This window comes from Petrocella sp., from assembly GCF_059865615.1.
The window spans coordinates 60990-84253 of the sequence record NZ_JCBCDA010000049.1; the positions used below are offsets into that span (position 1 = coordinate 60990).

Genomic DNA, 23264 nt, shown 5'->3' on the forward strand with positions numbered 1-23264 from the left:
GATTAGATTTGTTTGAATTTTATTTTTTCAGCCAGCAGAGCAACAACGAGTAGTATACCTACTGCCATAACCCTTGCTGCCGGTTGAACACCGTTATATCCCATGAGTTTATCAAGGAACGATATGATGAAGACACCAATAATAGGACCTAATATTTTACCTTTTCCACCACTGGTTGACACACCACCAAGAACACAAATTGCAATGACTCTTAATTCATAACCTTCACCGACATTGGCTACAACACTTGGTGATCGACCTAAATAGACAATTGCTGATACAGCGGCCATCAGACCCATGAGTGTAAATGTAATCAATTTGGTTTTATTGACATTAATTCCAGAAAAATACGCGCCTTCTTTATTCTTACCTATAGCATAAAGCTTTCGACCATAGGATGTCTTATGGAGTATCAAACCGAAAATCAAGGCCAATATTGCAAATAGCCATAAAGAAATCGGTAATCCCATAAAATTGGAATATCCCAACTCCCCAAACCAATTAGGGAATAACGTAAGTGATCGCACATCAAGTATAATCTTAACAATACCTCTATAAAAAAGCATACCGGCTATGGTCACAATAACGGCTGATATTTCTTTAAATCTTGTAATAATGAAGCCATTTAAAAACCCGGCTCCGGCGCCTGTTAACAGACATGCAGTTATGGATAAGGCTGTGTTTCCAGTTGCTTCATATACCAATCCAAGAGTCATCGCCGACAAGGCTAAAATCGATCCTACTGAAACATCAATGTCGCCTAACAGCAAAATGAAGATCATCGGGAAAACCATAAAAGACAGATCCATCCCGGCTTGAATGATACTCATGTAACTACGCGTGAACATATCGCCGTTTAGTACATACAGTAAAATATTAAATATAATAAAAATGTAGATTAGAATCATTTCCCATTGCATCAAAAACTTTAACACTTCATTTTTTCCATTGGATTTTTCAACGGTAAACCGATGCTTTTTACTCATTGTCTCTGTTGTCATAATCATACCCCTTTATATATTTCTTTCACGTAAAGCACGTTGCTTTGACGATCGTGATGTATAGATATTTAAGATAACGGCTCCAATAATAATGACACCTTTAATTGCGTCTGTCCAAATACTCAACCCGGATAACATACTTAAAAAGGAACTGATAATGGCAAACAAGATTGTTGCAATAATAATACCAGAAATCTTCCCTGTACCTCCGCTAATGCTAACTCCACCAAGAATGCAGATTGCTATAACGTCTAATTCCATGCCCATTGCCATTGTACTTTGGGCTATAGCGTAGTTTGATGTGTACAAGAATCCGGAAAAACCTGCAATGGCGCCCATAATAGCATAGACAGCTATAATGACCATATCACTTTTTATACCGGAGACCGCCGCCGAATTCGGGCTAGATCCAATAGCAAAAATTCTGCGTCCGAACTTGAGATGTGTGAGTATCACGTAGAATATAAAAAACATAATCATTCCTGTAATAATCAGATTGTTCACACCAAACAAATTACCTACAGCAAATGATTTATAGGAACTTGTAAAATTTGCCGGTACAATCCAACGTGATTTACTAACAACAAAAGCCAAACCACGAACAATGTATAACGTACTTAATGTTGCAATAATCGGTAGTAGTTTTAGCTTACTCACCAAAAGCCCATTATAGATTCCAATGACCGTACCTATTAAGATTGCCAGTAAAACAAGAGCATATATGGGAACTTCTGGATTGTCTGCATTAATCATCGAGATAACCATTCCGCTAAATACCATTGTTGCTGCGATGGATAGATCGATGCCACGTGTCACCAACACCATAAGCATACCAATCGACAATATTCCCGCAATTGCATTGTTTCTCAGCATGTCGTTTAACGATTTGGCTGTTAATAGTTGGGGCGTTAGCTGGGAGGCTAGTATTAGCAAGACGACACACGCCATCATCAGACCAAATGATCTGTTTTTCACGATGCTTTTTAACATATCTTTAATTGTAAGATGTGAGTTTGATGTTGATTTAATTGATTCTATTTGATTACTCATAATTCATCTCCTATTATATTTTTACTGGTTATAGTCTGGAAGGGCTGCTGCCAAAATCTGTTCTTGCTCCAAATCAATATTGTCAAATATACTTGACACTCTTCCTTCTCGCATAACAATAACACGATCAGCCATACCCAGCACTTCCGGCATTTCAGAAGAAACCATTACAATTGCATAGCCCTTTGCTGCAAGTTCGTTCATAACCTCATAGATTGCATATTTAGCTCCAACATCAACACCTTTTGTAGGTTCATCAAGAATCAATACCTTAATATCATTGATTAGTAGTTTGCCAAAAACGACTTTTTGCTGGTTACCACCAGACAAGGTTGATGGATTATCGTATAAGCTACCTGCTTTAAGCTCCATTCGTCCTGCAATTTCTACGACCTTCTTTTCCTCTTCCTTATTGTTCATCCACCCAAACTTGGAAAAACTGTCCAGATTCACCAATGTTGTATTCTTTATAATATCCATATCAAGAATTAAGCCGTGTAACTGCCTGTCTTCCGGTAAGTAGCCGATTTTATTTTTAAAGGCTTCATTTGGATTGCAATTTTTTACCCGCATATTATCTACAAAGATTTCTCCCGAATCCAGATTATTTACGCCAATAATGCTTTGACATACTTCTGTTCTTCCTGCACCGACGAGACCTGTCAAAGCGACAATTTCTCCACTACGAACATCAAAACTAACATCTCTGAAATATCCCATCAGTGATAAATTCGCTACTCGAAATACCTCTTCCCCAATCTCAGCGTACTTTGTCGGGTACATCTGAGTTAATTCTCTTCCCACCATGGCTTGAATCAAATGGGGTTGTGAGATTTTATCAATGTCCCAACATCCAATATATTCCGCATCACGAAAAACCGTTACTCGTTCTGCAAGTCGAAAGACATCTTCAAATTTATGGGAGATTAAAACGATGGAAACACCGTTATTTTTCAGCTTTTTTACTATACGATATAACTCTTCACATTCAATTTTCGTAAGTGACGCTGTCGGCTCATCCATAATTAAAATACGTGCATTGGCTGATAGAGCTTTTGCTATTTCCACAAGCTGTTGTTGTGCAACACTCAGATCACTCATTGTTGTCTTCGCATCAATATCGCCACCGATTTCATCCAACAGTTTTTGTGCCTCAGCGTTCATGGTTTTCCAATCATACATGTTGAACTTATTCATGATTTCTCGACCCATAAATATATTTTCAGTGATACTAAGATGTGGGAAAGCTGTTACATGTTGATAAATCGCAGCTATTCCTAACTCATTACCCATTTTGGGGTTCTCAACGACAATTTTTTTACCATCTAGGTAAATCTCACCTTCGTTGGGTTGATGTACGCCTGTAATCACTTTTATGGTTGTCGATTTGCCCGCACCGTTTTCTCCCATCAAGGCATGGATCTCGCCTTTTCTGAGTTCAAAATTTACACCGCGAAGTGCTTTAACGCCACCAAAATTCTTGGAAATATTTTTTAATTCTAAAATCGCCATATCATTTTCCCAACTCCTACATATTTTTTGTTCGAATTAGTTGTACTATTTAGTTCTTTTATGATTGTTTTGCTTTGTATGTTTATATATTACAATCATTTTGAATGATTGTCAATATTTTTATGTATTATTGTGTTCGGTTATGTTCTTTTTTGTTTCGATAGATTGTTTTTCAACAAAAAAAACACCTCACCGAGGTGTTTTCTGAACAATCTATTTACCAGTCTTGTAAGATTTTAACCAGATTATGAACCGATAAATCTTTTCTACTTATTTCTTGTTTAATCCTTCCACCTTCAATAACGAGAACCCGATCACACAATCCAGCTATTTCTTCAAGATCATTACTAATCAAGATAATCCCCGCACCGGAAGCTGCAAGATCTGCAAAAATATTGTAAATATCTACCTTTGATGAATAATCGACATTTGCCGTCGGCTTATTAAAGATAAATATTTTTGACTTACTAAAAAACCACTTCGCTAAAAGAATCTTCTGTTTATTGCCTGCGCTCATATCTTCCATCAAGTAGTCCACTTGGGTATTAGATATGTTCAACAGTTCAAGGTAGTATTTTGATATAAGGTACTCAGCACTTTTACTTAACCTGCGAACTCTGGGCACATTGGCCGAAACGATATTCTCCATGACTGAATCCTCTAAAAACATCCCTTCATTTGAGCTCTCTAGATAACACAACCCCGCTTCTACAGCGTGGGTCGTTGTACGTATCCTCTTTTCTGAGCCTTCCACCTTAATATGTCCATCATAAGGCAATGCTCCAAATAAAGCTTTGCCTATCGTTGATTTATTCGCACCACGGAGCCCAATAATCCCCAGTATCTCACCTTTTCTCAGTTCAAAATCAACATCATGAATGTGTTCCGTTGTCAAACTCTGTACCGTTAGAATTGGTTCTCTAATCGGAATCCTACGTTTTGGATATTTATGAATATCTTTTTCTGAAAACTCTAACAACCCGCCCAAAATCGCTTCCTCAGCCTCCAAAATCGTAACTATTTTTCCATTTCGCATTGTAATGACTTGATTGACAACTTGAAACAGTTCATCCAAGCGATGAGATGAATAAATGGTCATGCGGTCTCCACTCATGAAATCCTTCACTAAATTATTTAAAAACTGAACTTGTTGCAAATCTAACAAAGTTAAGGGTTCATCAATAATCAGTACATCCGGTTCTTTTGATAAGGCAATCACGACCTCTAGAAGTTTTTGTGTTGATCTTTTAAACTCACTTACTTTTGCTTCCGGATCAATATCTAGATTAAAAGCATTGAGAATTTCTTTGCTTTTCAACTTTACATATTTCCAATCATACATTTTTATCCCAAAGAAGGACCGTTGAGGTTCTCTGTTTAAAAACATATTTTCATAGACCGTCATGTCTTGAAAAAGGCCATTTTCGTGGCAGACCATTTCAATGTTTAGACCATGTTGAATAACCCCTGCATCCGGCAAGATTTTCTCACTGATGATTTTCAATAGCGTTGTTTTCCCCACGCCATTGGTACCGATAATCCCATAAATATTCCCTAAGGCTAAAAAAGCATGCTCTATGTCTAAAACTGTATTATAGTGATATGCTTTTTTAACATTTTCTATTAAAATACCTTTTTCGCCCATAGACTTCTCCCATGATTAGTTTAACATCGATGTATGCACTTTTATATTATTTTCAAAATAGTAGGCCTTGAATTCATCCGGCATTTCTTTATCTGAAACAATGGTCATGATGGAGGATAATGGTGCCATTTTCGTTAAACCTCGCTTATCATAACGTTCGCTTGGAACTACAAGGATAACATCTCTCGATACTTTTTCCAATTTTTTATATAACCGCACCTCATTTTTTTCATTGACCGTATAACCATATTGTAAATCTACACCATCGGCTGTTATGAAAGCTTTCTCAATAAGCAGTTCGTCCAATTGATCAAACTCACTTACGTTACCACTGATCATATCAATCTCTCCACCAATCATAACCAGTTTATGATTGGTTTCTTTATACACAAACATACCGATCTCGATATTGTTCGTAACAACAATCATCTCTTTACTATCAACTAGACATTTCACCAGTTCTACACCCATGGTGCTTCCACCAATAAAAACTGTATCGCCTTTTTCAATAAGTTTTGCAGCCACGCCAGTTATTTTGTTGAAATACTGATTGACTTCATCCTCAATTTCACTTGTGTATTGTGGTTTGGAACTGATAGCGTCTTTATCTTTTTCAATAAGAATTGCTCCTCCATAGGTTTTCTCAACAAGCCCTTCTTTCTCGAGCTTATCCAGATCTCTTCGGATTGTCACTTCTGAAACGTTGAGTTCCTTGCTTAAATATGTTACTTCAACCGATTTTTTTTCTTTTACAAGCACCCTTATGGCCTGTAGCCGTTCTATACCAAACATCTCATCACCTATATCTCTTTTTCTATTTTACGTTTGTTCCGTTGTTCTGAATCATACTGAATGAAAATGTTCACTAAAAGGATGACACCCATAATCGCACTCATTAGATGTGAATCCACATAAGCTAAGTTCAGAATTCTTAACATCACACTTATAATAATGACAGCTATCAACATACCTCTCATCGTTCCTTTTCCTCCATTAATGTCAACGCCACCCAAACTAACAATAACCAGCCCATTAAGTAGGTATGCTTCACCATAGTCAACGCGAATCGAATTATAACGCGCAGCCATGACCATAGCTGTAACGCCCGCAATAACACCTGCAAGAATATATGCAAGAAAGATAACCTTCTTCACATTGATACCGGAGTATATGGCTGCCTCTTTGTTCTTTCCAATTCGATACAGTTGCTTACCAAAATCACTTGTATTAAGAATCCAACCCGCAATAATTGCAATAATTATAAATACAAACAATGGGAAAGGTATCCCTGCTATTTTACCATTTCCAATATAGGTGAAAACGGGATGAAAGGATCTAATCGCCCCTCCTTGGGTTATATTTAAAGCCACGCCTTTAAAAAGCATCATGGTGCCAAGGGTTGTTACAATGGGAGACACTTCCAAAAAACTAACAACAGCGCCATTAATTGCGCCTGCCAGAGCGCCTACAAGCAGCATCACGAGGATGCCTATCACGACTGAAAAAGAACCTAATCCATCAAAATAGTGCATGGTTAATGCCCCAATAATACCAGCAAGCGTTGTCATAGATATTATGGACAGATTCATGCCTGCAACAATCAATGTGATCATCAAAGCAACTGAAATAAGTCCATATTCGGGTAATTGGTTTGCCATAATCAGCAAGGTCTTCACGGATAAAAATTCGCCACCAAAAAAGACTGTCCCTAAAATTATGATACCAATTAGAATTCCAAATAATTTCTTCTCATATATGCTAAGCATTATGTTTCACCTACTTTGATATTTCTTTTTTTATACCGTTCTTTATAGATACCATATGAGATGACAAGAATGATAATGCCTCCAATCATCATGTCATGCCAAAATACCGGTATTCTCGCAAAAACCAAACCGCTTCTGAGTATCGTGATAAAAAAGCTTGCGATCAAAGTGCCAAACACAGTACCATATCCACCTAATATATGTAGACCACCTAGTATAACGATAATAATTAATTCAAATTCAATATTTAGATATGCATCGACACTATTTTGGTTAAATGTTATCACATGAAGTGCCGCACCAACACCCGCACTTAACCCGCAATATCCATGAGCTTTAATTGTTGAAACAGACTCATGATACCCTTTTTGTATGGCTAATTTTCTTTCACCACCAAATGCGTAAACACTACGTCCGAAATTTGTATGTTTTAAAATATAATATGTAAGGAGTGCCATTATTAATACACTCATATTTTCAATCGTGCCATTATAGTCTTGAACATTATATTCTCCCGCCATAAATAGGCGTCCTGTAAAAGAATTATAAATGTATTTTGATATGCCATAAAAGATATACATAGTTGCTAGCGTTACGACCACCGAAGAAACTCTAAACTTCGAGATTAATACCCCATTTAGCATTCCAACCACCACACCAAGGATAGCACCTATGAAAATCACTAAAGGTATTGGCAATAGAAACCAACTGGCCAAAGCGGATAATAAAACGCTGATAAATGCAATCATACCTCCAACTGACAAGTCAAAATGTCCTTTGATCATTAACGGAAGTACGCCTAATGCACATATGAAGTATACACTGTTAACCCCAATAAGTTCAAGTAAATATCTTGGATTAGCAAAGTTCAAATTTGCTATAGATATGGATACCCATAGAATAATGGTCATTAAAAATATATAGCTTTCGCGGTTTTTAAAATATTTTCTTACATTCATGCAAACCACCATTTCTGCCTAGAAGTCAAAATCATCTACATTGATAGCGTTAAAATCTAAAGGCTCTCCCATTATTATCGTCTTTTCAGATTCAATATACTTTATGGGTCCAACATCTCCATACATAGAACCATCAACAATCTTCTTATCTCGTAGTAGAGTATGCACAACTTCTATTGTCAATCGGCCAAGGTCATGTGGGTTCCATAGTGTCGTCAAATGCACTGACCCTTCTTTCAAGTAATCGTTCATGTCATTGGGCAAGGCTAAAGCATAGAGTTTAATTGCATCTTTCTTACCCAAAACCTTAACAGCTTGAGCCGCTCCCGGTCCTGCTTCCGTTGACATAGCAACGATACCGTCCAGTTCCGGATAAGCCTGTATTAAATTTCGTGTATGTGCATATGCTTTTTGCTGATCTTCATCTGTGGGTATAACCGTTAACAGCTTAAGATTCGGGTATTTTTTTGCTTGATACGTCTTCATCCACTGAATCCAAGTATTTTGATTGTCTGCTGTCAATGAAGCTGTCAAAATAGCGTAATTGCCTTCATCACCAATGAGTTTGACTAAGTTGTCAATAATATGTTTCCCTAATTGCTCTGCTGAAACTTGATTCACAAAAATATCTCTGCTTTCTTCAACAGAGTCTGCATCGAAAGTAACAACAATGACACCTCTATGCCTAGCCTCATCTAAAATCACTTTTACAGCATCCGGATCAACCGGTGCTATGGCAATGACATCAACACCATCATAGATCATATCTTGGATGATATTCACCTGAGATGCTGCATCTGCCGAAGAAGGCCCTCTATAAATCAATTCCATGCCATATTTGTCTGCTATCTCCCTCGCACCCTCTGCACATTGGTCAAAATATGAAATCCCACTAATTTTCGGTATCATCCCAATACGAATGGTATCTTGAGTCCCTTTGTTGTTCAGTATTTTTTCTTGACAACCTGTAATCACAAACAAAAGCAAAAGAATATAAACTACGAAAGATATTAGTTGTTTTTTTCTCTTAATCATCTTCACCACCCTGTTTTAAAGCCTTTCTCTTTTCTTAATCGTTCACAATCGATAATAAATGAAAACTAATCTTCTATATTGTACTTTATTTTTTTTTAATACACAAGCATTCTTATAATTCTTGAGTACTTATCACTTTTTCTGACTAAAACTCTCGTGTTTTTTTGAGTAAAAGTATTCTTAGACTGGTCATGTAGAAGAATACCGTGTATCATATAAATATGCATCCCACTTGTCTAATTGGGTAAATGTAATTGTTGGTTTAAGGAGAACGATTAATTATGAATGATGTGACCAGCACTATGATTTTTATATACTTTATTTATGGACTGGTTTTCTTTACTTTAGGTATTAGTTCATTTATGCACATCAATAGAAAACATAAAGCATTTCCACTAGTTAGTTCTATTCAGTATTTAGGTCTGTTTGGTTTATTTCACGGTATTGTTGAATGGTTGATTATGTTTTCATTTACAACTCTGTTCAGCAATCATTTTGTGTTTTTTAGGGAATTAATTTGGATACTCAATGCTTTATCCTTTATCTTTCTATTATTTTTTGGGTTAAAACTCATGAACCATTATATTTTCAAAAAAAATTTAAGAGTATTATTCTTCTATACATCGGTTATCAGCATATGTATCTATATCTCTACTTTTTTTATTGGGGATCGGAATATGATGATTCGATACTTCATCGGCTTTCCAAGTGCTTTGATAACCGCAGTGGCTATAGTTTTAACTAGCCGCGATCATTATTATAGCAAAATGAAATGGATGCGTTATCCACTCAACATCATGGCCGGTGCTTTTTTCCTATATGGATTGACTCAACTTATGGATCAATCATTTTTTCTAGATCTTTTTGGAATACGATTGGAAGTCTCAAGAACGATACTTGCACTCATAATAACATTGCTCTTTGTCAATGTTATTCGTCTCTTTAAATTAGAGAATGATAAACGTTTGAATCATCTTATAGCAAGACAAAATGTCGCTAAAGAACGAAAACGGTTGGCAAGAGAAATGCATGATGTCATCTTACAAGATCTCTTTTCTGTTGGAATACAGATAGAAAACTTGCAAGATAATTATTCATCTGATATGGAGTTAAATCAAAAACTACACGCTTCAAAAATTCAATTATGCAAAGTCATGGAACGTATACGCGACTTCCTAAATACATCTTCTTTTGAGAAAAACGATGTGGATGATCTCTATGTTCGTCTTCAAACTATGTTAATGAATTTTAAGACACCTGATAGCATGACAATAAATCTAAGCCAAGATAATGATCAGATAAATTATGGCTTCATTAGCACAAATAAGCTTAATCAGTTGTATTATGCGGTTAGAGAGTCCGTAACTAATGCCAATAAACATTCTCAAGGTACTCATATCCAAATCGGTATTAACTCAACCATCAACGGACTAAATCTGACCATCGTCGATGATGGCAAAGGATTCGACACCTCGAAGCCAAATGCACTTCAAGGGATGGGACTTAAGTCTATGTTGGAAAGAATTAATATGATTTCAGGAGAAATAACTATCAAAAGTGATGTAAATGGAACACGAATATCGATTACAGTTCCATGGGAGGTATAGTTGGAAAATAAAGTTGACATCATGATTGTAGATGACCATGCAGTAGTAAGATTGGGACTCGCATCCCTGTTGGAAAAGAATGATACTTATAATGTGTGTTGCCATGCAGAAACAAGCGCTGAAACTTTTAAAAAAATAGCAACTTCTGCTCCCGACTTAATTCTTTTGGACTACAAGTTGTCGGATGGAGACGGCGTCACCATGTGCTATCAAATTAAAAAAAAATACCCTGCTATCAAAATCATTATCGTTTCGGCGTTTTGTGATGATTACATAATAAAAGAAGCTTTGCAGGCCGGAGCGGATGGCTATTTAATGAAGACAATAGACCGAAAGATGATCCTATCATCTATCGAACGCGTCCTGTCCGGCGAAAAAAGTTTTGACCCTTCTTTGATTCATAATTTGCTCAACCCCTCACCGGATAAGGCGCAGCACTTGGAACTAACCCTACAAGAAATTGAAATAATAAGCCGGATTGCACAGGGTCTTACCAACAAAGACATTGGTAAGGAATTGTTTATCGCCGAAAAAACTGTTAGGAATTATATCAGCCGCATCTTCGAAAAAATCGGCGTTAATAATCGTACTGAAGCTGCATTATACTGGATAGATCGCAATAAATAAGGGACAAATGTCCCTAATATAAAAAGGACATTTGACAATTGTTCTTAACTTTCAAATGCTGTATGATAAATTTATCACAAAGAATTGTGACAAAAAAATTTGGAGGTAATTATGAAAAAAATATTATCCATATTCTTGCTTGTAGTGCTAGTTCTCACTTCAGTAGGGTGCAGTTCAACAGATTATTCTGGTGAATATATCGGTTATTCATGGAAAGGTGAATCTAAAGGTATTTCTTTAGAAGAAGCAACTGAGAAAATCGAAACAAAGATGACTTTAGATAAAAAAGGCATCATCACTGACTTTGAAATGGATTTTCTAGTGTTAAAAGACGACCAATGGATTAAGAGAAATGATCCAGCAGCAACAGTTACATTTGATACAAGTATTAATCCAACACCTGCTATCATAGGTTCTGATTCCGTCGAAAGCGGGAATTCTATGTTTGAAATTAAGACAAATGACAAAATGTCTTTGTTTATTGTAGGTGTCGACACTAATGGTACCGTTGCTTACGGCATTGTGGATCCTATTACGCGCTATTTATTTGAAGCAAAATTCGAGCCCGATTATGATTATTCTACAAAAATAGGACAATTGACCATTGACAACGGATTGGTTCCCACTGTAAGGACATCAGGTTCTGGATTGATTAAGCTTAAGGCTTTTGAAGAACTTGAGGGACTGTCCTTACTAGATTTCAGTATTTACTCCCATGTCATCAACTTGCGTGGCGTTTATAAAGATATCACCAATGATACAACCATTGAAGAATTATTGACGCTTTCAGGCGTTACTTTTGAAAACGGTAAACCACAACCACTTGGAGGGACCCATGGATTCCATTCAATCGGTGGGTGGAATGGTAATTACAAGAATATTGCTAAAACGATGATTGGCAAAAACGCCTCCGAGTTAACAGGACTTACCGACTTTGAAGGAAAGAACTACGAAGGTGACGAATACAAGTTAGGTATTGATGAAAACAATTTCTTTGGTATCTATGAAGACTCGGTAACCGGCGCTACTAAGACAATTCAAAAGTCATATGAAACTGTTGCTGGTGCTACTATTCGAATTTCAAGAGAAAACACTTCTTTCCAAAGAGCACTCGTTGAAGCGGGTATCATAACCGAAGAAGATGTTATCAAAGGGAGATTCTAGCATTTAGTTTTTTTAGAATTAGCATAAATATGGGGCTACTGGCGGTTTGCCAGTAGCCCTTTTTGAGCGAAAAGCCCATCTTACCCTACTATTGGCTTCTGCTATCTCTAAAAACCATTCAATTTATAAAAATTTAATTCTTATCACTTCTTAAGTCAGTCGTAATATTTTATATACTATAGATTTTATTTTTTGGGCACATAAGGCTAATCTAAGCTTTCTTTCATAGTATGGTTCTTCTTGAGTTGCATATTCCAATAGAAGTTTTTAATGTCTCCGCCTATACAGCATTGAGTCGACTAAGTAGATGTGCAAGGTAAGGGCGCAAATAAGTCGATTGATAACTTTCCATATAACTTTTCCTTGGTTTGGTGTTGCAATGTTTGCCAAAGCAAGTCTGGCTGAGATTCTCTATGTTCTAGTATTTTTCTGATGACTCTGCCATCCTTAGTTATCCATATTACGACAGTTATTCTTAAATGGTGTGCTCTTCTATAACAGTAGTCCTCAATGATTTGAGTATGAGAGGATCTATAAAGGTTTTTACATAGCCTGTTAAGAACCCACTGTTTTTAGGAAATAGAAATACAACTTTGTCAGAAGCCCTGATTTTCTCATAGATCAAGATCATATCATCATTTTATACACTCAGATTCCAGGTGTCTTGACCCAGCAAGTTCCATCATCTTATCCAATCATGGATATGTACATCTACCACTGATCGAATTTCTAACTTATCCTGCTTATTTGTTTCTTGAGTACCTGTATGACGTGGTTCGTCTTGCTATCATTGGGTTGTCTTCCCTCTGTAAAAAAGTTAAGTATTGTTATAACCACTTTATTACTTTTTCCCAGGTTCCTTTAGATTCACTTTATCACATGTTCTAGGCCACAAGTGCTTATTATTTTCTCTTACTCATTTCATAAAAATACGGTCGTTCTGTTTCTGAGTATACCCTTATGAAAGCTTTTCTCTAAATATTATAGGAAAATCAACGCGACAATAACGGCAACTTGTTTCAGATACTATATATCCGTTCCTATTGGTTTATCACTCTAACCATAATACTTTCCTTCTCTTATTCCTTATTGGGTTCCAAATGAAATGTAATAATACTTCTTCTACCGAAATAATACCTTAATTTTCGTTCTAAAGCATCGGAAATAACATGTGCATTATATAATGAGATGGATCTATCAAACTTCAGATGTGCTTCAATAGCAACTCTATCCCCTATCCGTCTCGTACGCATTCGATGATATTTCTGTACTTCTACTGATTCTTCTAGTAAGTTGATTATATATTGAATCTCATCTTCATTAAGAGATGCTTCTAATAATTCATTGACTGCCGGTGCCATAATCTTAAAGGCAACTATAATTATAAAAATGCTTACTGATATGGCTGCTATAGGATCAAGTATTGTCCATTTTTCCCCCAAGAAAAAAGCACAGCTTATGCCAAAAAGTGTTCCCATAGAAGAAAATGCATCTGATCGATGGTGCCATCCGTTTGCAATCACCGCCGGCGACTTAATTTTTTCTCCTACTTTTTTTGTATAGCGATATAACACTTCTTTTGTTAGAACTGAGACTAAAGCTGCTAAAACAGCAATCACACCCGGTCTGGCTATGGTTTCATTTTTTATAAATACGCCATAAATATTCATAACACCTTTTTGAAAAATACCAAATCCCGCAAGAAATAATGCCAAACCAATAATAAGCGTTGCAAAGGTTTCATATTTTCCATGTCCGTAACTATGCCCTTCATCTTCAGGTTTTTCAGTAAATCCGAACCCAACTAATACAACAATATCAGTAAAAAAATCAGATAGTGAATGGATGCCATCTGCAATCATAGCAGAACTATGCCCTAGTAAACCTGCAGCTATTTTTGTGATTGTTAATATCGTATTAACTAAAAAACCAACCCATGTCACCTTTTTTGCTTCCCTACTACGTGTGTCATCCGTTATATCTTGATTAGCCATATTGCCCTCCTTAAAATAAAAAAGCACATACACAGAACATTACTGTCCCACAGATGTGCTTATACCATAATCTGCTGTCACCACTGGTAACCCGGCCCATGACCTATTGTAGGTTCATCGCCTGCTCATTTTATCCTTATACTTTGATGCACTCATAACTATATATTCTATGTAAAAGTTCAACTATATAGTTTCTACATTTCAACAATAATACTTGCGTTTAGAAAATTATAAACAATAAAACTCTTTTCGTCAATATAAATCTTAACACCACTTTTACTTGCAAGCTCATAGAAATCTCTTGCTGCGACTTCTTAGTGAAGAAGCTCAAGCCTTCGGCTAGAGCTTCTTGGTATTAAATGCCACCTACGTCAGTAACACTTCCTTTTTGAATACTTATGTTTGCTTTTAGAGTCGTCCCTACACGATTACTTATTTCATATATTCCTGGTGTCAAGGTAATCAAGAATCGTCCGTTGGTTCCAATAGTAGCTATGCGCGTATTGTTCGTGTCTTTTGCTGTAATATAGATATCAGTTCCCGGAGCAAGTCCGCTCGTACCGGTAATGATGCCGAGTTCAGATGGCAATGTGTAGCTATTGCCCGCAACAAGGGTTTGTTGTATTGAGAACCAGATATCACCCTTATTGTTTATACTAAAGTGTGATCCTCTGTATTCACCAGGGTATGGCGAAGTGGTGCCACTCTTTAAGTTGTAATTAATATAGTATGTACCTGCATTAACAGGTGTACCGTAGTAGCCCTGCTCATCTACAGGAACCGGTGTGTGTGGAAGTCCCTCGGCATCTATACCCACTTCTATATCCGGTACTATACTTCCATTAAATGGGTTAATGACACGCCCACTGATATAAGCGGCTGAGTTTGATACTAAGGCATAAGCACGTTTATCGACCCAGTCATTATTTGTATGAATATTAGCCAAAAACTCAATCAAAAGGTTATCATCATCTGATAAGGTGGTATATGTAACGCTTGCTATGCCATTCGCATCCGTGATTACGCTTGGCGCAGATAAGCGGCTCCTTCTGTCGTGCGGTCCGGCATTAGCAAAAAACTCTATATTCGTATTGGCTGCTGGCAAGCTATTAGGACCGTAGGTCGCGGCTACTGTAATTGTAATAGTTTGACCTCCTCCAGTTGGCACTAACGTCTTACCTACTTCAACAAAAATCTCTGCATCATTGTAAGTACTAGGCTCTACTTGTTCATTAACATGCCAGTCGTCTAGAGGTGGTTCTTCAAATGTGACAACGTCTATTATTCTTTCGCCATCAGAGCGCTCTACATTATACAGCGCGTTCGTCGTCATACGTGCCATTTCGGCACGATTCATAATGCTTGAGCCAACATAATAAAGACCGCTGACAAGTTTGAGGCTATTTGCCATATTGTCATAATCGTCTGGCCAAACCATACCCTCTTGTTCATGCTGTAATATTCTTGTCAAAATCGTTACCCAATGCACTTTCTGTAGCGGATCTCCCGGTGCATAAAGACCATCTCCAACACCGCGTAATATGCCTTCCTCTGTCATTAAATTAATCCAGCCTAATGCCCACGTGTGTTGAGTGCCTTCAATATCTGTAAACATTGCTTCTGCTTTTGAAGCGATGCTGGCATCTTCTTCTGTAAACCCCAGCAGATAACCCGCCACTTTGGCCGCTGCAGCCCTATTAAGTTCTGCTGTTGGCGCGAACAAATCGTTACCCACACCTGCTAGTATACCCAGTCTCGACATTTCAAGAATAGCATCTTGATGTGGGTTATTGTCAATGTCAGTATAGGTGTCTCCAAATGCTGTGCTCATCGTGCTGAATAATAGTGTAATTGTTAAAATCACGGTTACAATTAGCTTCTTACTCATGTTCATTATTACCCTCCTTTATTGACTTTGTTATGTTTACTAATATTTATGGTTAAAGGGTCAAAACTAAGTTTCACTAAATTCGCCTACCATATGTAGATTACGTTGATACATTCATAACTACATATGGTAGGTGAAAGTTCAACTATATAGTTTTGACGCCTTAACCATTTATAGTATAACATAATATCAAGGAAAATCTCAAAGGATAAATAGATTTCATTATTCACTATGCATTAAAACGTTACTGTTCAGAGATTAACTTGAACAGTAACATCTCATTCTCTAGATTTTTGTTCATATCAATACTTACTTGCTTTTTTAAAAAATAATATCAGAAACCCTTAAAACAAGCGAATTTCTCCATTATTGTATATGGTCATTATGACGGTGGATAAGTGTTGAAAAAAGGCAAAAAATAGTACCCAAAAAGATTACTAGGGTCTATTATAATCAAGAAAACAGAAGTCATCTGTGAATAACTGTGGATAATAAAGGGAAAATTCAAGCAAGGCAACCTTAAAAAACGATTGTCTTGCTCGTATCACTTTTTCTACAGGAAAAAATTTCGTCAATTTTTTTTGATTTTTATTGGGTCTGAACAGTAACAGGAGATATATATTTCACAACAAGTCTTTTCATTTCTATATATATTTCGGTATAAAAAGTGTATAATAATGATAAGAAACACCATAAACTTGGTGAGTGATACAAGGAGGTCGTTATGATTTATGATCTTAAGATGTTCGATGTCATGTCTGCGTTTATTAATGCAATTGATGTGGTTAACCCGATTCTAAAACATCATCATAGGCGTGTAGCCATTATCGCCTACTACCTAGGTGTGGCTTGTGGACTGGATACCTTTCAACAATCCAACTTAATATTGGCATGTACCCTTCATGATATTGGTGCCTTAACTGTAAAAGATAGCCTTGAACTCAAAGAACTAGATGTTGTGAATCCGGAAGCACATGAACGATTAGGTGCAGGTATTATTTCTTCTTTCACACCTTTTGAGCACATGAGTAAAATTATTCGCCATCATCATGTAAAAGCATCTGACAAAACCATTAATGATGAACTTGCGGTGCCCTATGAATCCTTTATTTTGCATTTGGCGGACCGAATTGAAATACTTTTAAAAACGGATGAGCTCGCACTGAACCAAAAAGCATATGTTATAACTACTCTTAGTGAATTAAAAGGTAGTTTGTTTGATGAGACCGTTTATCGTGTTTTTTTAGATTTGGCTAAAAAAGAGCAGTTCTGGTTTGATATTGACTATATGGGCATGCATGACCTTCTTGAAAAGGTTGATTTCGAGTGCTTTTCTATTGAGAATAATATTGAGACGGTCAACGATCTTGTTGCAACCTTAAGTAAAATAATCGATTACAAATCACGTTATACAGCAGCACATTCTGCTCGCGTGTCTCATGTTGCATTAAGGCTTGCAAAACAAATGAATTTGGAAGAGAAGATATGTTCCGGTATTAAATTAGCAGCCTATATGCATGACTTTGGCAAGATAGCCATTCCTACAGAGATTTTGGAAAAACCCACATCTCTAACCAAGGAAGAGTTTAACATCATGATGACGCATCCCTATTATACGTATGAAATATTAAAACAGGTAAAAGGTATCGAAGAACTATCAAGGTGGGCAGGTTCCCATCATGAAAAATTGGATAATTCTGGATATCCGAAGAAGACGAAGGCACAAAATATCGGCATAGAGATTCAGATTATTATATACGCGGATATCTTTTCAGCACTCTCAGAGGACCGTCCTTATAGAAAATCCATGGAACTGGATAAGGTCATGGAAACGATTAAGAATGAATATAAAGACATAGTAGGCAGCACCGTTTATGATGTATTGCTCTCAATGGCTGAAGTACTCTTTTGCGAAATCAAGAAGATCCGTGAAACAATTAATGAAGAATATAATCATATCATTCATCCGGAAAATTAAGCATAGCGTTTTACATCGTGCAAACAAACTTTACATAAATATGAATAAACCTCACATAGGCGCCATATAGGCTTAACCTTCATATGATATCTTTTAGGTGATAGAGAAGATATCCATTTTGATAGTAGCCACCTATGGAGGTTAAAATGAAAATAGCGATTTTTACAGATACTTTTTTACCACAGGTCAATGGTGTCACCAATACCTTAAGACGATTTGGTGAATATTTAAAAGCCAATCATATTGACTACATTTTTGTAACACCTGAACAAAAAAGTGAAAGTGATCTACCTTACAATATTGAAGCTTTTTTATCTACGCCTTTCTTTTTATATCCTGAATGCCGTCTTACGTTCCCTAACTTAATTCGATTAAACAAAAGACTGGATGCTTTTGGACCGGACATCATATTTACAATGACGGAATTCACTATGGGTCTATGCGGTCTAAACTATGGTAAAACACACAATATTCCTGTAGTCTCAAACTATTCTACGAACTTCTCGACAATACTAAAATCTTATAAACTTGGTGTCTTAGAAAAACTTACAGATAAATATTTGGCCTGGTTTCACCAAGAAGCCACTAGAACCGTAACCCCTTCCGTTGAATCTGAAAAAATATTGAAAAAGTTGGGTGTTTTAAGAACCGGAATTTTTGGTAGGGGCATTGATTTTGACCATTTCTCAAGGGATAAGCGATCCGTCCAACTTAGGAAAGAATTGGGTCTAGAGGGTAAACTGGGATTACTTTATGTGGGCAGATTATCACCTGAGAAGGATTTAGATGTGCTAAGAGATGCAATGCAACTTTTAAATCATACATATTCGGATAGAATTCAACTGGTAATCACCGGCGAAGGTCCGATGGAGAATGAACTCAAAAAAACCATGCCGGATAATGTGGTATTTACCGGTTACAAAAGAGGACAAGCATTAGCAGAAATCTATGCCAGTTGTGATATTTTTGCTTTTCCCTCCTCTTTTGAAACATTTGGCAATGTTGTGCTAGAAGCCTTTGCTTCTGGACTTCCTGTAGTTGGTGTCAATAAGGGTGGTGTAAAGACCTTGATTGATCCAGGGTATAATGGTTTCCTAGTAGAACCCAATGACAGCGAAGCTTTTGCCTTTGCTCTAGAGAGGTTGATTGTGGGAGACATAATGCGCCATCAATTTGGAACAAGAGGCAGAAATTATGCAAAAGGAAAATCTTGGGATGCTGTCTTTAACACATTATTAGAGGACTTTGATACCATTATTCATGATTTTGAACGGTTGCCAGAGCTAGAGTTGAAGTCCTATTACCAAGAAAAAAATAGTATCGCCTAATATGAAAACGCTTAATGATGAACATACGACAACTTATTTTACGTTAGGTACTTATCGATTACGACATCCTTTATTCTTATTGTTCAAGCCCACGCTGGTATTGAAAAGAGGAAAAAAGGGCAAAAAATTACAAGGCACATTAAAGTGGCTGGGTTTTACAAGAAAACTACGCTTAATCAAAGAAAAAGAAACTGAATTGGTTTTTGAAACCACCATAGATATTATTTTAATAGATGTGGTGATTCACTTCTATAATACGACTGCCTTAGAGGGTCTTATTGATACCCCTATCGGTCATCTTCGATTTACAGGCAAATGGACCAAATAAAAAATAGCTTGGAGAATGAACATGTATCCCCTACATCCTAACTATCACATTGTTTATAATGAAAAGGAAAATTGGTTTGATTTTCCTGTATTTAATAAAAGCATTTTAGGTTCTGTCATTACCCTACTTCTCTTTTCCCAGTTTTGAAGGAGAATACTTTGAGGAGAATTGTACCTGTCTAAGTTATAAAAGACAAGCCCCAAATAACAACCTATAATCGTCGCCTTCAAGAGCTGCTTTTATTGCTTCATGTATATTGATGCCATGTTTCTTGGCTGTTCCAAGATATGACTTAATCGTCATGAAGGTGTCTGCACCTTTTAATGTTCTGAAGCATCCACTGACTTTTGCTTTGATCTTTATCATCCGAATACTTTGCTCTGCGATGTTGTTTGTGAAAGGAACATTGAAATCATAAATGAACTGGCAGACTTCTCCCTTGTGCTCGATTAACCTATCGATTAGTGCAAGTACGGTACCTTTTTTAATCCGTCCTTTTTTCCCGGGAACTCTTTTAGGAGTTGGGTTTTGATCTTTTGCCACTGCCATTATCCGGTCGTATTCATCACTGAATTTATGGCTATGATAATAGCTGATTGAGGTTTTCCCTTTTTCCATAGCTGTATTCTTTGCTTTGTTCATCTTCAGCAGCAGCTTTTGGAAAGCTTCTGCCCATTTTTTTGCTCCTTATGGTGGTCAATAACCCCATTTAACTCTCGGAGCAGTTGAGTGGCACATTCAGCGTGTTGGAGATTATACTTCCAGTAGGAAGCCCAAAAGTCATGGACTATCAGTCCGTCGAAATCAGGAAGAAAACCTATGGCGTCCATGCCTTCTTTGCCTCGTTTCTTGTTTATCCCGAGACGGGTAAAGTCCTGATCGCAGGCGCTATGAACCCAGTGAAGACTTCCTGCTGTACGCAGACCAGTTTCATCGCAATGGATGACCGATTTGTTAAGTAGTGCTACACGAATACTCTCAACTGTGTTTTCCACTTTCTTGGCAAACTTGTTGACCATGGCACTGACGGTTCCGACACTGATCGGCAAACCCAATACCGAGGACAAGATATCGTGTGTCCGTGGCACGCTCACCATGCCTTCGGTGTTGAGTGCAATAGCAAGTGCATTGACGTTGGTGCCGTACTGCATGCTTGAGTTGATTGAATCAGGAAACTCACCACTGATGACTTGATGTTTCTCAAGTGGACATATATACGATTCTGTGTAGTGGGGAACTATTGTTGTTTTTATTTCGACATCAATAAGATTCCTGACAGCAGACTGCCCACAGCTCACACATTCACTCTCATAAAGACAGCCTTTACAGGCTTTGGGTCTGTGTACTTCTGATTTGTCAGTGGTTGCCATTAGTGTGAGTCCATTGCCTTTATGGCCTTTTTGACCACCGGGTTTTCTGCCGGAAGGTTTCTGAAGACTTTTGGGACTTGGCTTGGCAAGACCATCAGAAGATGGAGGCTTGGAACTGTTTTTGGAGTTCTTGCCTAATTGCTCTTTCAGGCCTTCAATGGTTTTCACCAGCTGGGCAATCGTGTGGTTCAATTCCTCATTGGTTTTAGCCTGCTTTTCTAACGAAGTCGCCATGGTGTTGATGGCTGTACTCATGGTAGCGATATGTTGTCTTAATTTTTCGTTTTCTTTGAGTAATTCTTCTCGGGTCACAGGCTTCACCTTCTCTCGTTTTCTCTACTATTATTATAGTAAAAACGGCAGGAAAAGGCGAACGCGCCAGAAAAAACCTTCGTCATAATGACGTGTTGACAACACATGGTTTATTGGAGTGAATCACATGCTGGTCATGCAGCAAATGGAAGTTATCCACTGAAATCAGGGTCAAAGATGATTTTTATGTCGATAACACCATAGTTTTGTCAGTCAAAAAAAAAGACGGAAATTATCAACAGGCATCAAAAGCAGTAAAAACTTTTTTAAATTCAGCGAATGTCACAAAAAAAATGAGAAATACGAGTCGACTGAATAGTTACAATAATTTTATGTATCTAAATCCAAATATACGTTCTAGCTAAGATAATCCCCAAATCATATAGAAAAAAAAGAGCCACATATGTGGTATAATATGCGTGGGAGAATAATTAATATGGGAGGTCATATGAACAAAAATGATATAGAAATTGTGGAAAATCTTTACAAGCGTTATGTAACAAAAGCCATTGGCTATGCAATGACTTTTGTTCATGATAAAGGACTTGCTGAAGATATAGTTCAAGAGGTATTTACCAAACTTGCCAGAGATATTGATCGGAACAAACTTATGATAGATGAAGAAAAAGTTATTGGTTTGATTGCTAAAATGATAAAGCACCAGTATATTAATCAACTAAAAAAGAAAAATCATACAACCATTTCTTTGGATGAAAGTAAATCACTTTTATTAACAGATGCGTGTTCTTTGGAAAAGGAATATATAGAAAAATGTGAACTGCGCTTTTTAAAAGAAAAACTTACTGCTCATTTGACTGAACTACAGATTGATGTATTAATGCTTCGAACCCAAGGATACAATCACAATGAAATTAGTGCGGTTGTTGGAAAAAGAGAAACGGCGATTAGAGCAATTTATAAACGTGCAAGACACAAAGCTAAATGCTTACTAAGAGGAGGAGGTGAACTTCATGAATCATCACAAGGAGAATATTGATAATTTACTAGAGACACTTATATCAGAAGATCAGGAAGAGACTGTTAAGAAGTTTATGGCGGTTGATGAAGTTGAACCCTCAGAGCATATGAAAAATTGGATTCAGAATTTGAGATCAAACAGTCAGAAACATAGAATGCATGTTGGTACGTTAAGAATAGCTGCAAGTATCTTATTCATTATCATGGTAATTGGTATATCATCTACACTGGGAGTAGAAGCAGTCAGGCATGAATTTTTAAGTTTATTTACGAAAACTGAAAAAGAATATACAGAGTTAGCCTTGGGTAATGAATCTGAATTAATGAAATATATAGAGAATGAATGGAAAGACGGGTATATACCGGGCTGGCTACCAGAGGGATTTAGGCTTGATGAAGCTTATGCGCTTGGGACTACTAAATTTATGATATTTGTAAAAGGTGAATCAAAGATATTCTTAACTCAGGGCATAGAAAATAGATATATAGATACAGAAGAAGCAGACGTTAGGACTGTCAATATCAACAACATAGAGGGCATTTTGATGAGTAAAGAAAGTCAAAAAATTCTTTATTGGCATAATGATAAAGTGTTTTTTTCAATGACTTCTGACATAAAAGAAAATGAAATGATAGAAATATCAAAAAAAATAAAAAAAATCTCATAAAAACGTCACGTTTTTGATCACTTTCTTGTATATATAGTAAAGGAGGTGATTTTT

The 23264-nt window shown here is 36.8% G+C and carries 20 protein-coding genes and 1 riboswitch; of the genes, 8 read left to right on the forward strand and 12 right to left on the reverse strand.

What is annotated here, in order from left to right; all coding sequences use genetic code 11:
- Positions 1-2: 2 nt before the first annotated feature.
- From AC6F8J_RS06080 to AC6F8J_RS06115, 8 genes are all read right to left on the reverse strand, one after another.
- On the reverse strand, positions 3-1001 hold the full coding sequence (locus AC6F8J_RS06080; protein WP_500721795.1) for an ABC transporter permease subunit: 999 nt from the start codon (positions 999-1001) through the stop codon (positions 3-5).
- A 12-nt stretch (positions 1002-1013) separates the two neighbouring features.
- The gene (locus AC6F8J_RS06085) at positions 1014-2051 is read right to left on the reverse strand and encodes an ABC transporter permease subunit (protein ID WP_500721797.1); all 1038 of its coding nucleotides are present in this window, start codon (positions 2049-2051) and stop codon (positions 1014-1016) included.
- A gap of 21 nt (positions 2052-2072) precedes the next feature.
- Positions 2073-3563: an ATP-binding cassette domain-containing protein gene (locus AC6F8J_RS06090; RefSeq protein WP_500721798.1), complete on the reverse strand. Its 1491-nt coding sequence runs from the start codon at positions 3561-3563 to the stop codon at positions 2073-2075.
- A gap of 217 nt (positions 3564-3780) precedes the next feature.
- Complete coding sequence (locus AC6F8J_RS06095) at positions 3781-5208, reverse strand: ATP-binding cassette domain-containing protein (RefSeq protein WP_500721800.1); 1428 nt, start codon at positions 5206-5208, stop codon at positions 3781-3783.
- Positions 5209-5223: 15 nt separating this feature from the next.
- Positions 5224-6000: a DeoR family transcriptional regulator gene (locus tag AC6F8J_RS06100; protein ID WP_500721802.1), complete on the reverse strand. Its 777-nt coding sequence runs from the start codon at positions 5998-6000 to the stop codon at positions 5224-5226.
- Positions 6001-6008: 8 nt separating this feature from the next.
- Positions 6009-6974, reverse strand: coding sequence for an ABC transporter permease subunit (locus AC6F8J_RS06105; protein WP_500721804.1), 966 nt, complete (start codon positions 6972-6974; stop codon positions 6009-6011).
- The gene (locus tag AC6F8J_RS06110; RefSeq protein WP_500721806.1) at positions 6974-7933 is read right to left on the reverse strand and encodes an ABC transporter permease subunit; all 960 of its coding nucleotides are present in this window, start codon (positions 7931-7933) and stop codon (positions 6974-6976) included. Before AC6F8J_RS06110 ends, AC6F8J_RS06105 begins: the two co-directional genes overlap by 1 nt.
- Before the next feature lie 18 nt (positions 7934-7951).
- Positions 7952-8968, reverse strand: coding sequence for a substrate-binding domain-containing protein (locus tag AC6F8J_RS06115; RefSeq protein WP_500721808.1), 1017 nt, complete (start codon positions 8966-8968; stop codon positions 7952-7954).
- A 677-nt stretch (positions 8969-9645) separates the two neighbouring features.
- On the opposite strand from AC6F8J_RS06115, the gene AC6F8J_RS06120 reads away from it, so the two are divergent.
- The 3 genes from AC6F8J_RS06120 to AC6F8J_RS06130 all read left to right on the forward strand — a co-directional run bounded on the left by AC6F8J_RS06120 (position 9646) and on the right by AC6F8J_RS06130 (position 12366).
- Positions 9646-10575 (forward strand): ATP-binding protein, encoded by a 930-nt coding sequence (locus AC6F8J_RS06120; RefSeq protein WP_500721810.1) that lies wholly within the window; start codon positions 9646-9648, stop codon positions 10573-10575.
- A complete protein-coding gene (locus tag AC6F8J_RS06125; protein WP_500721811.1) occupies positions 10576-11202 on the forward strand; it encodes a response regulator in 627 nt (208 codons plus the stop codon). It abuts the gene before it with no gap.
- 111 nt (positions 11203-11313) lie between these two features.
- A complete protein-coding gene (locus AC6F8J_RS06130) occupies positions 11314-12366 on the forward strand; it encodes a hypothetical protein (RefSeq protein ID WP_500721813.1) in 1053 nt (350 codons plus the stop codon).
- 1079 nt (positions 12367-13445) lie between these two features.
- On the opposite strand, the gene AC6F8J_RS06135 is transcribed toward AC6F8J_RS06130, so the two are convergent.
- Complete coding sequence (locus tag AC6F8J_RS06135; protein ID WP_500721814.1) at positions 13446-14360, reverse strand: cation diffusion facilitator family transporter; 915 nt, start codon at positions 14358-14360, stop codon at positions 13446-13448.
- A gap of 40 nt (positions 14361-14400) precedes the next feature.
- Positions 14401-14499, reverse strand: a riboswitch (NiCo riboswitch).
- Positions 14500-14715: 216 nt separating this feature from the next.
- Positions 14716-16254 (reverse strand): S-layer homology domain-containing protein, encoded by a 1539-nt coding sequence (locus tag AC6F8J_RS06140; RefSeq protein WP_500721816.1) that lies wholly within the window; start codon positions 16252-16254, stop codon positions 14716-14718.
- A 718-nt stretch (positions 16255-16972) separates the two neighbouring features.
- On the opposite strand from AC6F8J_RS06140, the gene AC6F8J_RS06145 reads away from it, so the two are divergent.
- From AC6F8J_RS06145 to AC6F8J_RS06155, 3 genes are all read left to right on the forward strand, one after another.
- Positions 16973-18226: an HD domain-containing phosphohydrolase gene (locus tag AC6F8J_RS06145; protein ID WP_500721818.1), complete on the forward strand. Its 1254-nt coding sequence runs from the start codon at positions 16973-16975 to the stop codon at positions 18224-18226.
- Between the two features lie 146 nt (positions 18227-18372).
- Positions 18373-19554, forward strand: a complete 1182-nt coding sequence (locus tag AC6F8J_RS06150) for a glycosyltransferase (RefSeq protein ID WP_500721820.1) — start codon at positions 18373-18375, stop codon at positions 19552-19554.
- A 1-nt stretch (position 19555) separates the two neighbouring features.
- Positions 19556-19882 (forward strand): hypothetical protein, encoded by a 327-nt coding sequence (locus AC6F8J_RS06155; RefSeq protein ID WP_500721822.1) that lies wholly within the window; start codon positions 19556-19558, stop codon positions 19880-19882.
- 183 nt (positions 19883-20065) lie between these two features.
- Here the strand turns inward: AC6F8J_RS06155 and AC6F8J_RS06160 are convergent, their stop codons facing one another.
- Together AC6F8J_RS06160 and AC6F8J_RS06165 are read right to left on the reverse strand one after the other, a co-directional pair.
- The gene (locus tag AC6F8J_RS06160; RefSeq protein ID WP_500721823.1) at positions 20066-20524 is read right to left on the reverse strand and encodes an IS66 family transposase; all 459 of its coding nucleotides are present in this window, start codon (positions 20522-20524) and stop codon (positions 20066-20068) included.
- A 2-nt stretch (positions 20525-20526) separates the two neighbouring features.
- Positions 20527-21564: an IS66 family transposase gene (locus AC6F8J_RS06165; RefSeq protein ID WP_500721824.1), complete on the reverse strand. Its 1038-nt coding sequence runs from the start codon at positions 21562-21564 to the stop codon at positions 20527-20529.
- Positions 21565-22012: 448 nt separating this feature from the next.
- Here AC6F8J_RS06165 and AC6F8J_RS06170 point away from each other — a divergent pair, with 448 nt between their 5' ends.
- Both AC6F8J_RS06170 and AC6F8J_RS06175 read left to right on the forward strand, forming a co-directional pair.
- The gene (locus AC6F8J_RS06170) at positions 22013-22561 is read left to right on the forward strand and encodes a sigma-70 family RNA polymerase sigma factor (RefSeq protein ID WP_500721827.1); all 549 of its coding nucleotides are present in this window, start codon (positions 22013-22015) and stop codon (positions 22559-22561) included.
- Positions 22536-23210 carry a DUF4367 domain-containing protein gene (locus tag AC6F8J_RS06175; protein WP_500721828.1) on the forward strand — a complete coding sequence of 225 codons (675 nt, stop codon included), beginning with the start codon at positions 22536-22538 and terminating at the stop codon, positions 23208-23210. Before AC6F8J_RS06170 ends, AC6F8J_RS06175 begins: the two co-directional genes overlap by 26 nt.
- Positions 23211-23264: the final 54 nt, after the last annotated feature.

Excerpts from the sequence above, each read along its gene's own strand:
- AC6F8J_RS06080 (WP_500721795.1), bottom strand. The coding sequence starts at position 1,001 with ATGACAACAGAGACAATGAGTAAAAAGCATCGGTTTACCGTTGAAAAA.
- AC6F8J_RS06085 (WP_500721797.1), bottom strand. The coding sequence starts at position 2,051 with ATGAGTAATCAAATAGAATCAATTAAATCAACATCAAACTCACATCTT.
- AC6F8J_RS06090 (WP_500721798.1), bottom strand. The coding sequence starts at position 3,563 with ATGGCGATTTTAGAATTAAAAAATATTTCCAAGAATTTTGGTGGCGTT.
- AC6F8J_RS06095 (WP_500721800.1), bottom strand. The coding sequence starts at position 5,208 with ATGGGCGAAAAAGGTATTTTAATAGAAAATGTTAAAAAAGCATATCAC.
- AC6F8J_RS06100 (WP_500721802.1), bottom strand. The coding sequence starts at position 6,000 with ATGTTTGGTATAGAACGGCTACAGGCCATAAGGGTGCTTGTAAAAGAA.
- AC6F8J_RS06105 (WP_500721804.1), bottom strand. The coding sequence starts at position 6,974 with ATGCTTAGCATATATGAGAAGAAATTATTTGGAATTCTAATTGGTATC.
- AC6F8J_RS06110 (WP_500721806.1), bottom strand. The coding sequence starts at position 7,933 with ATGAATGTAAGAAAATATTTTAAAAACCGCGAAAGCTATATATTTTTA.
- AC6F8J_RS06115 (WP_500721808.1), bottom strand. The coding sequence starts at position 8,968 with ATGATTAAGAGAAAAAAACAACTAATATCTTTCGTAGTTTATATTCTT.
- AC6F8J_RS06120 (WP_500721810.1), top strand. The coding sequence starts at position 9,646 with ATGATGATTCGATACTTCATCGGCTTTCCAAGTGCTTTGATAACCGCA.
- AC6F8J_RS06130 (WP_500721813.1), top strand. The coding sequence starts at position 11,314 with ATGAAAAAAATATTATCCATATTCTTGCTTGTAGTGCTAGTTCTCACT.
- AC6F8J_RS06135 (WP_500721814.1), bottom strand. The coding sequence starts at position 14,360 with ATGGCTAATCAAGATATAACGGATGACACACGTAGTAGGGAAGCAAAA.
- AC6F8J_RS06140 (WP_500721816.1), bottom strand. The coding sequence starts at position 16,254 with ATGAACATGAGTAAGAAGCTAATTGTAACCGTGATTTTAACAATTACA.
- AC6F8J_RS06145 (WP_500721818.1), top strand. The coding sequence starts at position 16,973 with ATGATTTATGATCTTAAGATGTTCGATGTCATGTCTGCGTTTATTAAT.
- AC6F8J_RS06150 (WP_500721820.1), top strand. The coding sequence starts at position 18,373 with ATGAAAATAGCGATTTTTACAGATACTTTTTTACCACAGGTCAATGGT.
- AC6F8J_RS06155 (WP_500721822.1), top strand. The coding sequence starts at position 19,556 with ATGAAAACGCTTAATGATGAACATACGACAACTTATTTTACGTTAGGT.
- AC6F8J_RS06160 (WP_500721823.1), bottom strand. The coding sequence starts at position 20,524 with ATGAACAAAGCAAAGAATACAGCTATGGAAAAAGGGAAAACCTCAATC.
- AC6F8J_RS06170 (WP_500721827.1), top strand. The coding sequence starts at position 22,013 with ATGAACAAAAATGATATAGAAATTGTGGAAAATCTTTACAAGCGTTAT.
- AC6F8J_RS06175 (WP_500721828.1), top strand. The coding sequence starts at position 22,536 with ATGAATCATCACAAGGAGAATATTGATAATTTACTAGAGACACTTATA.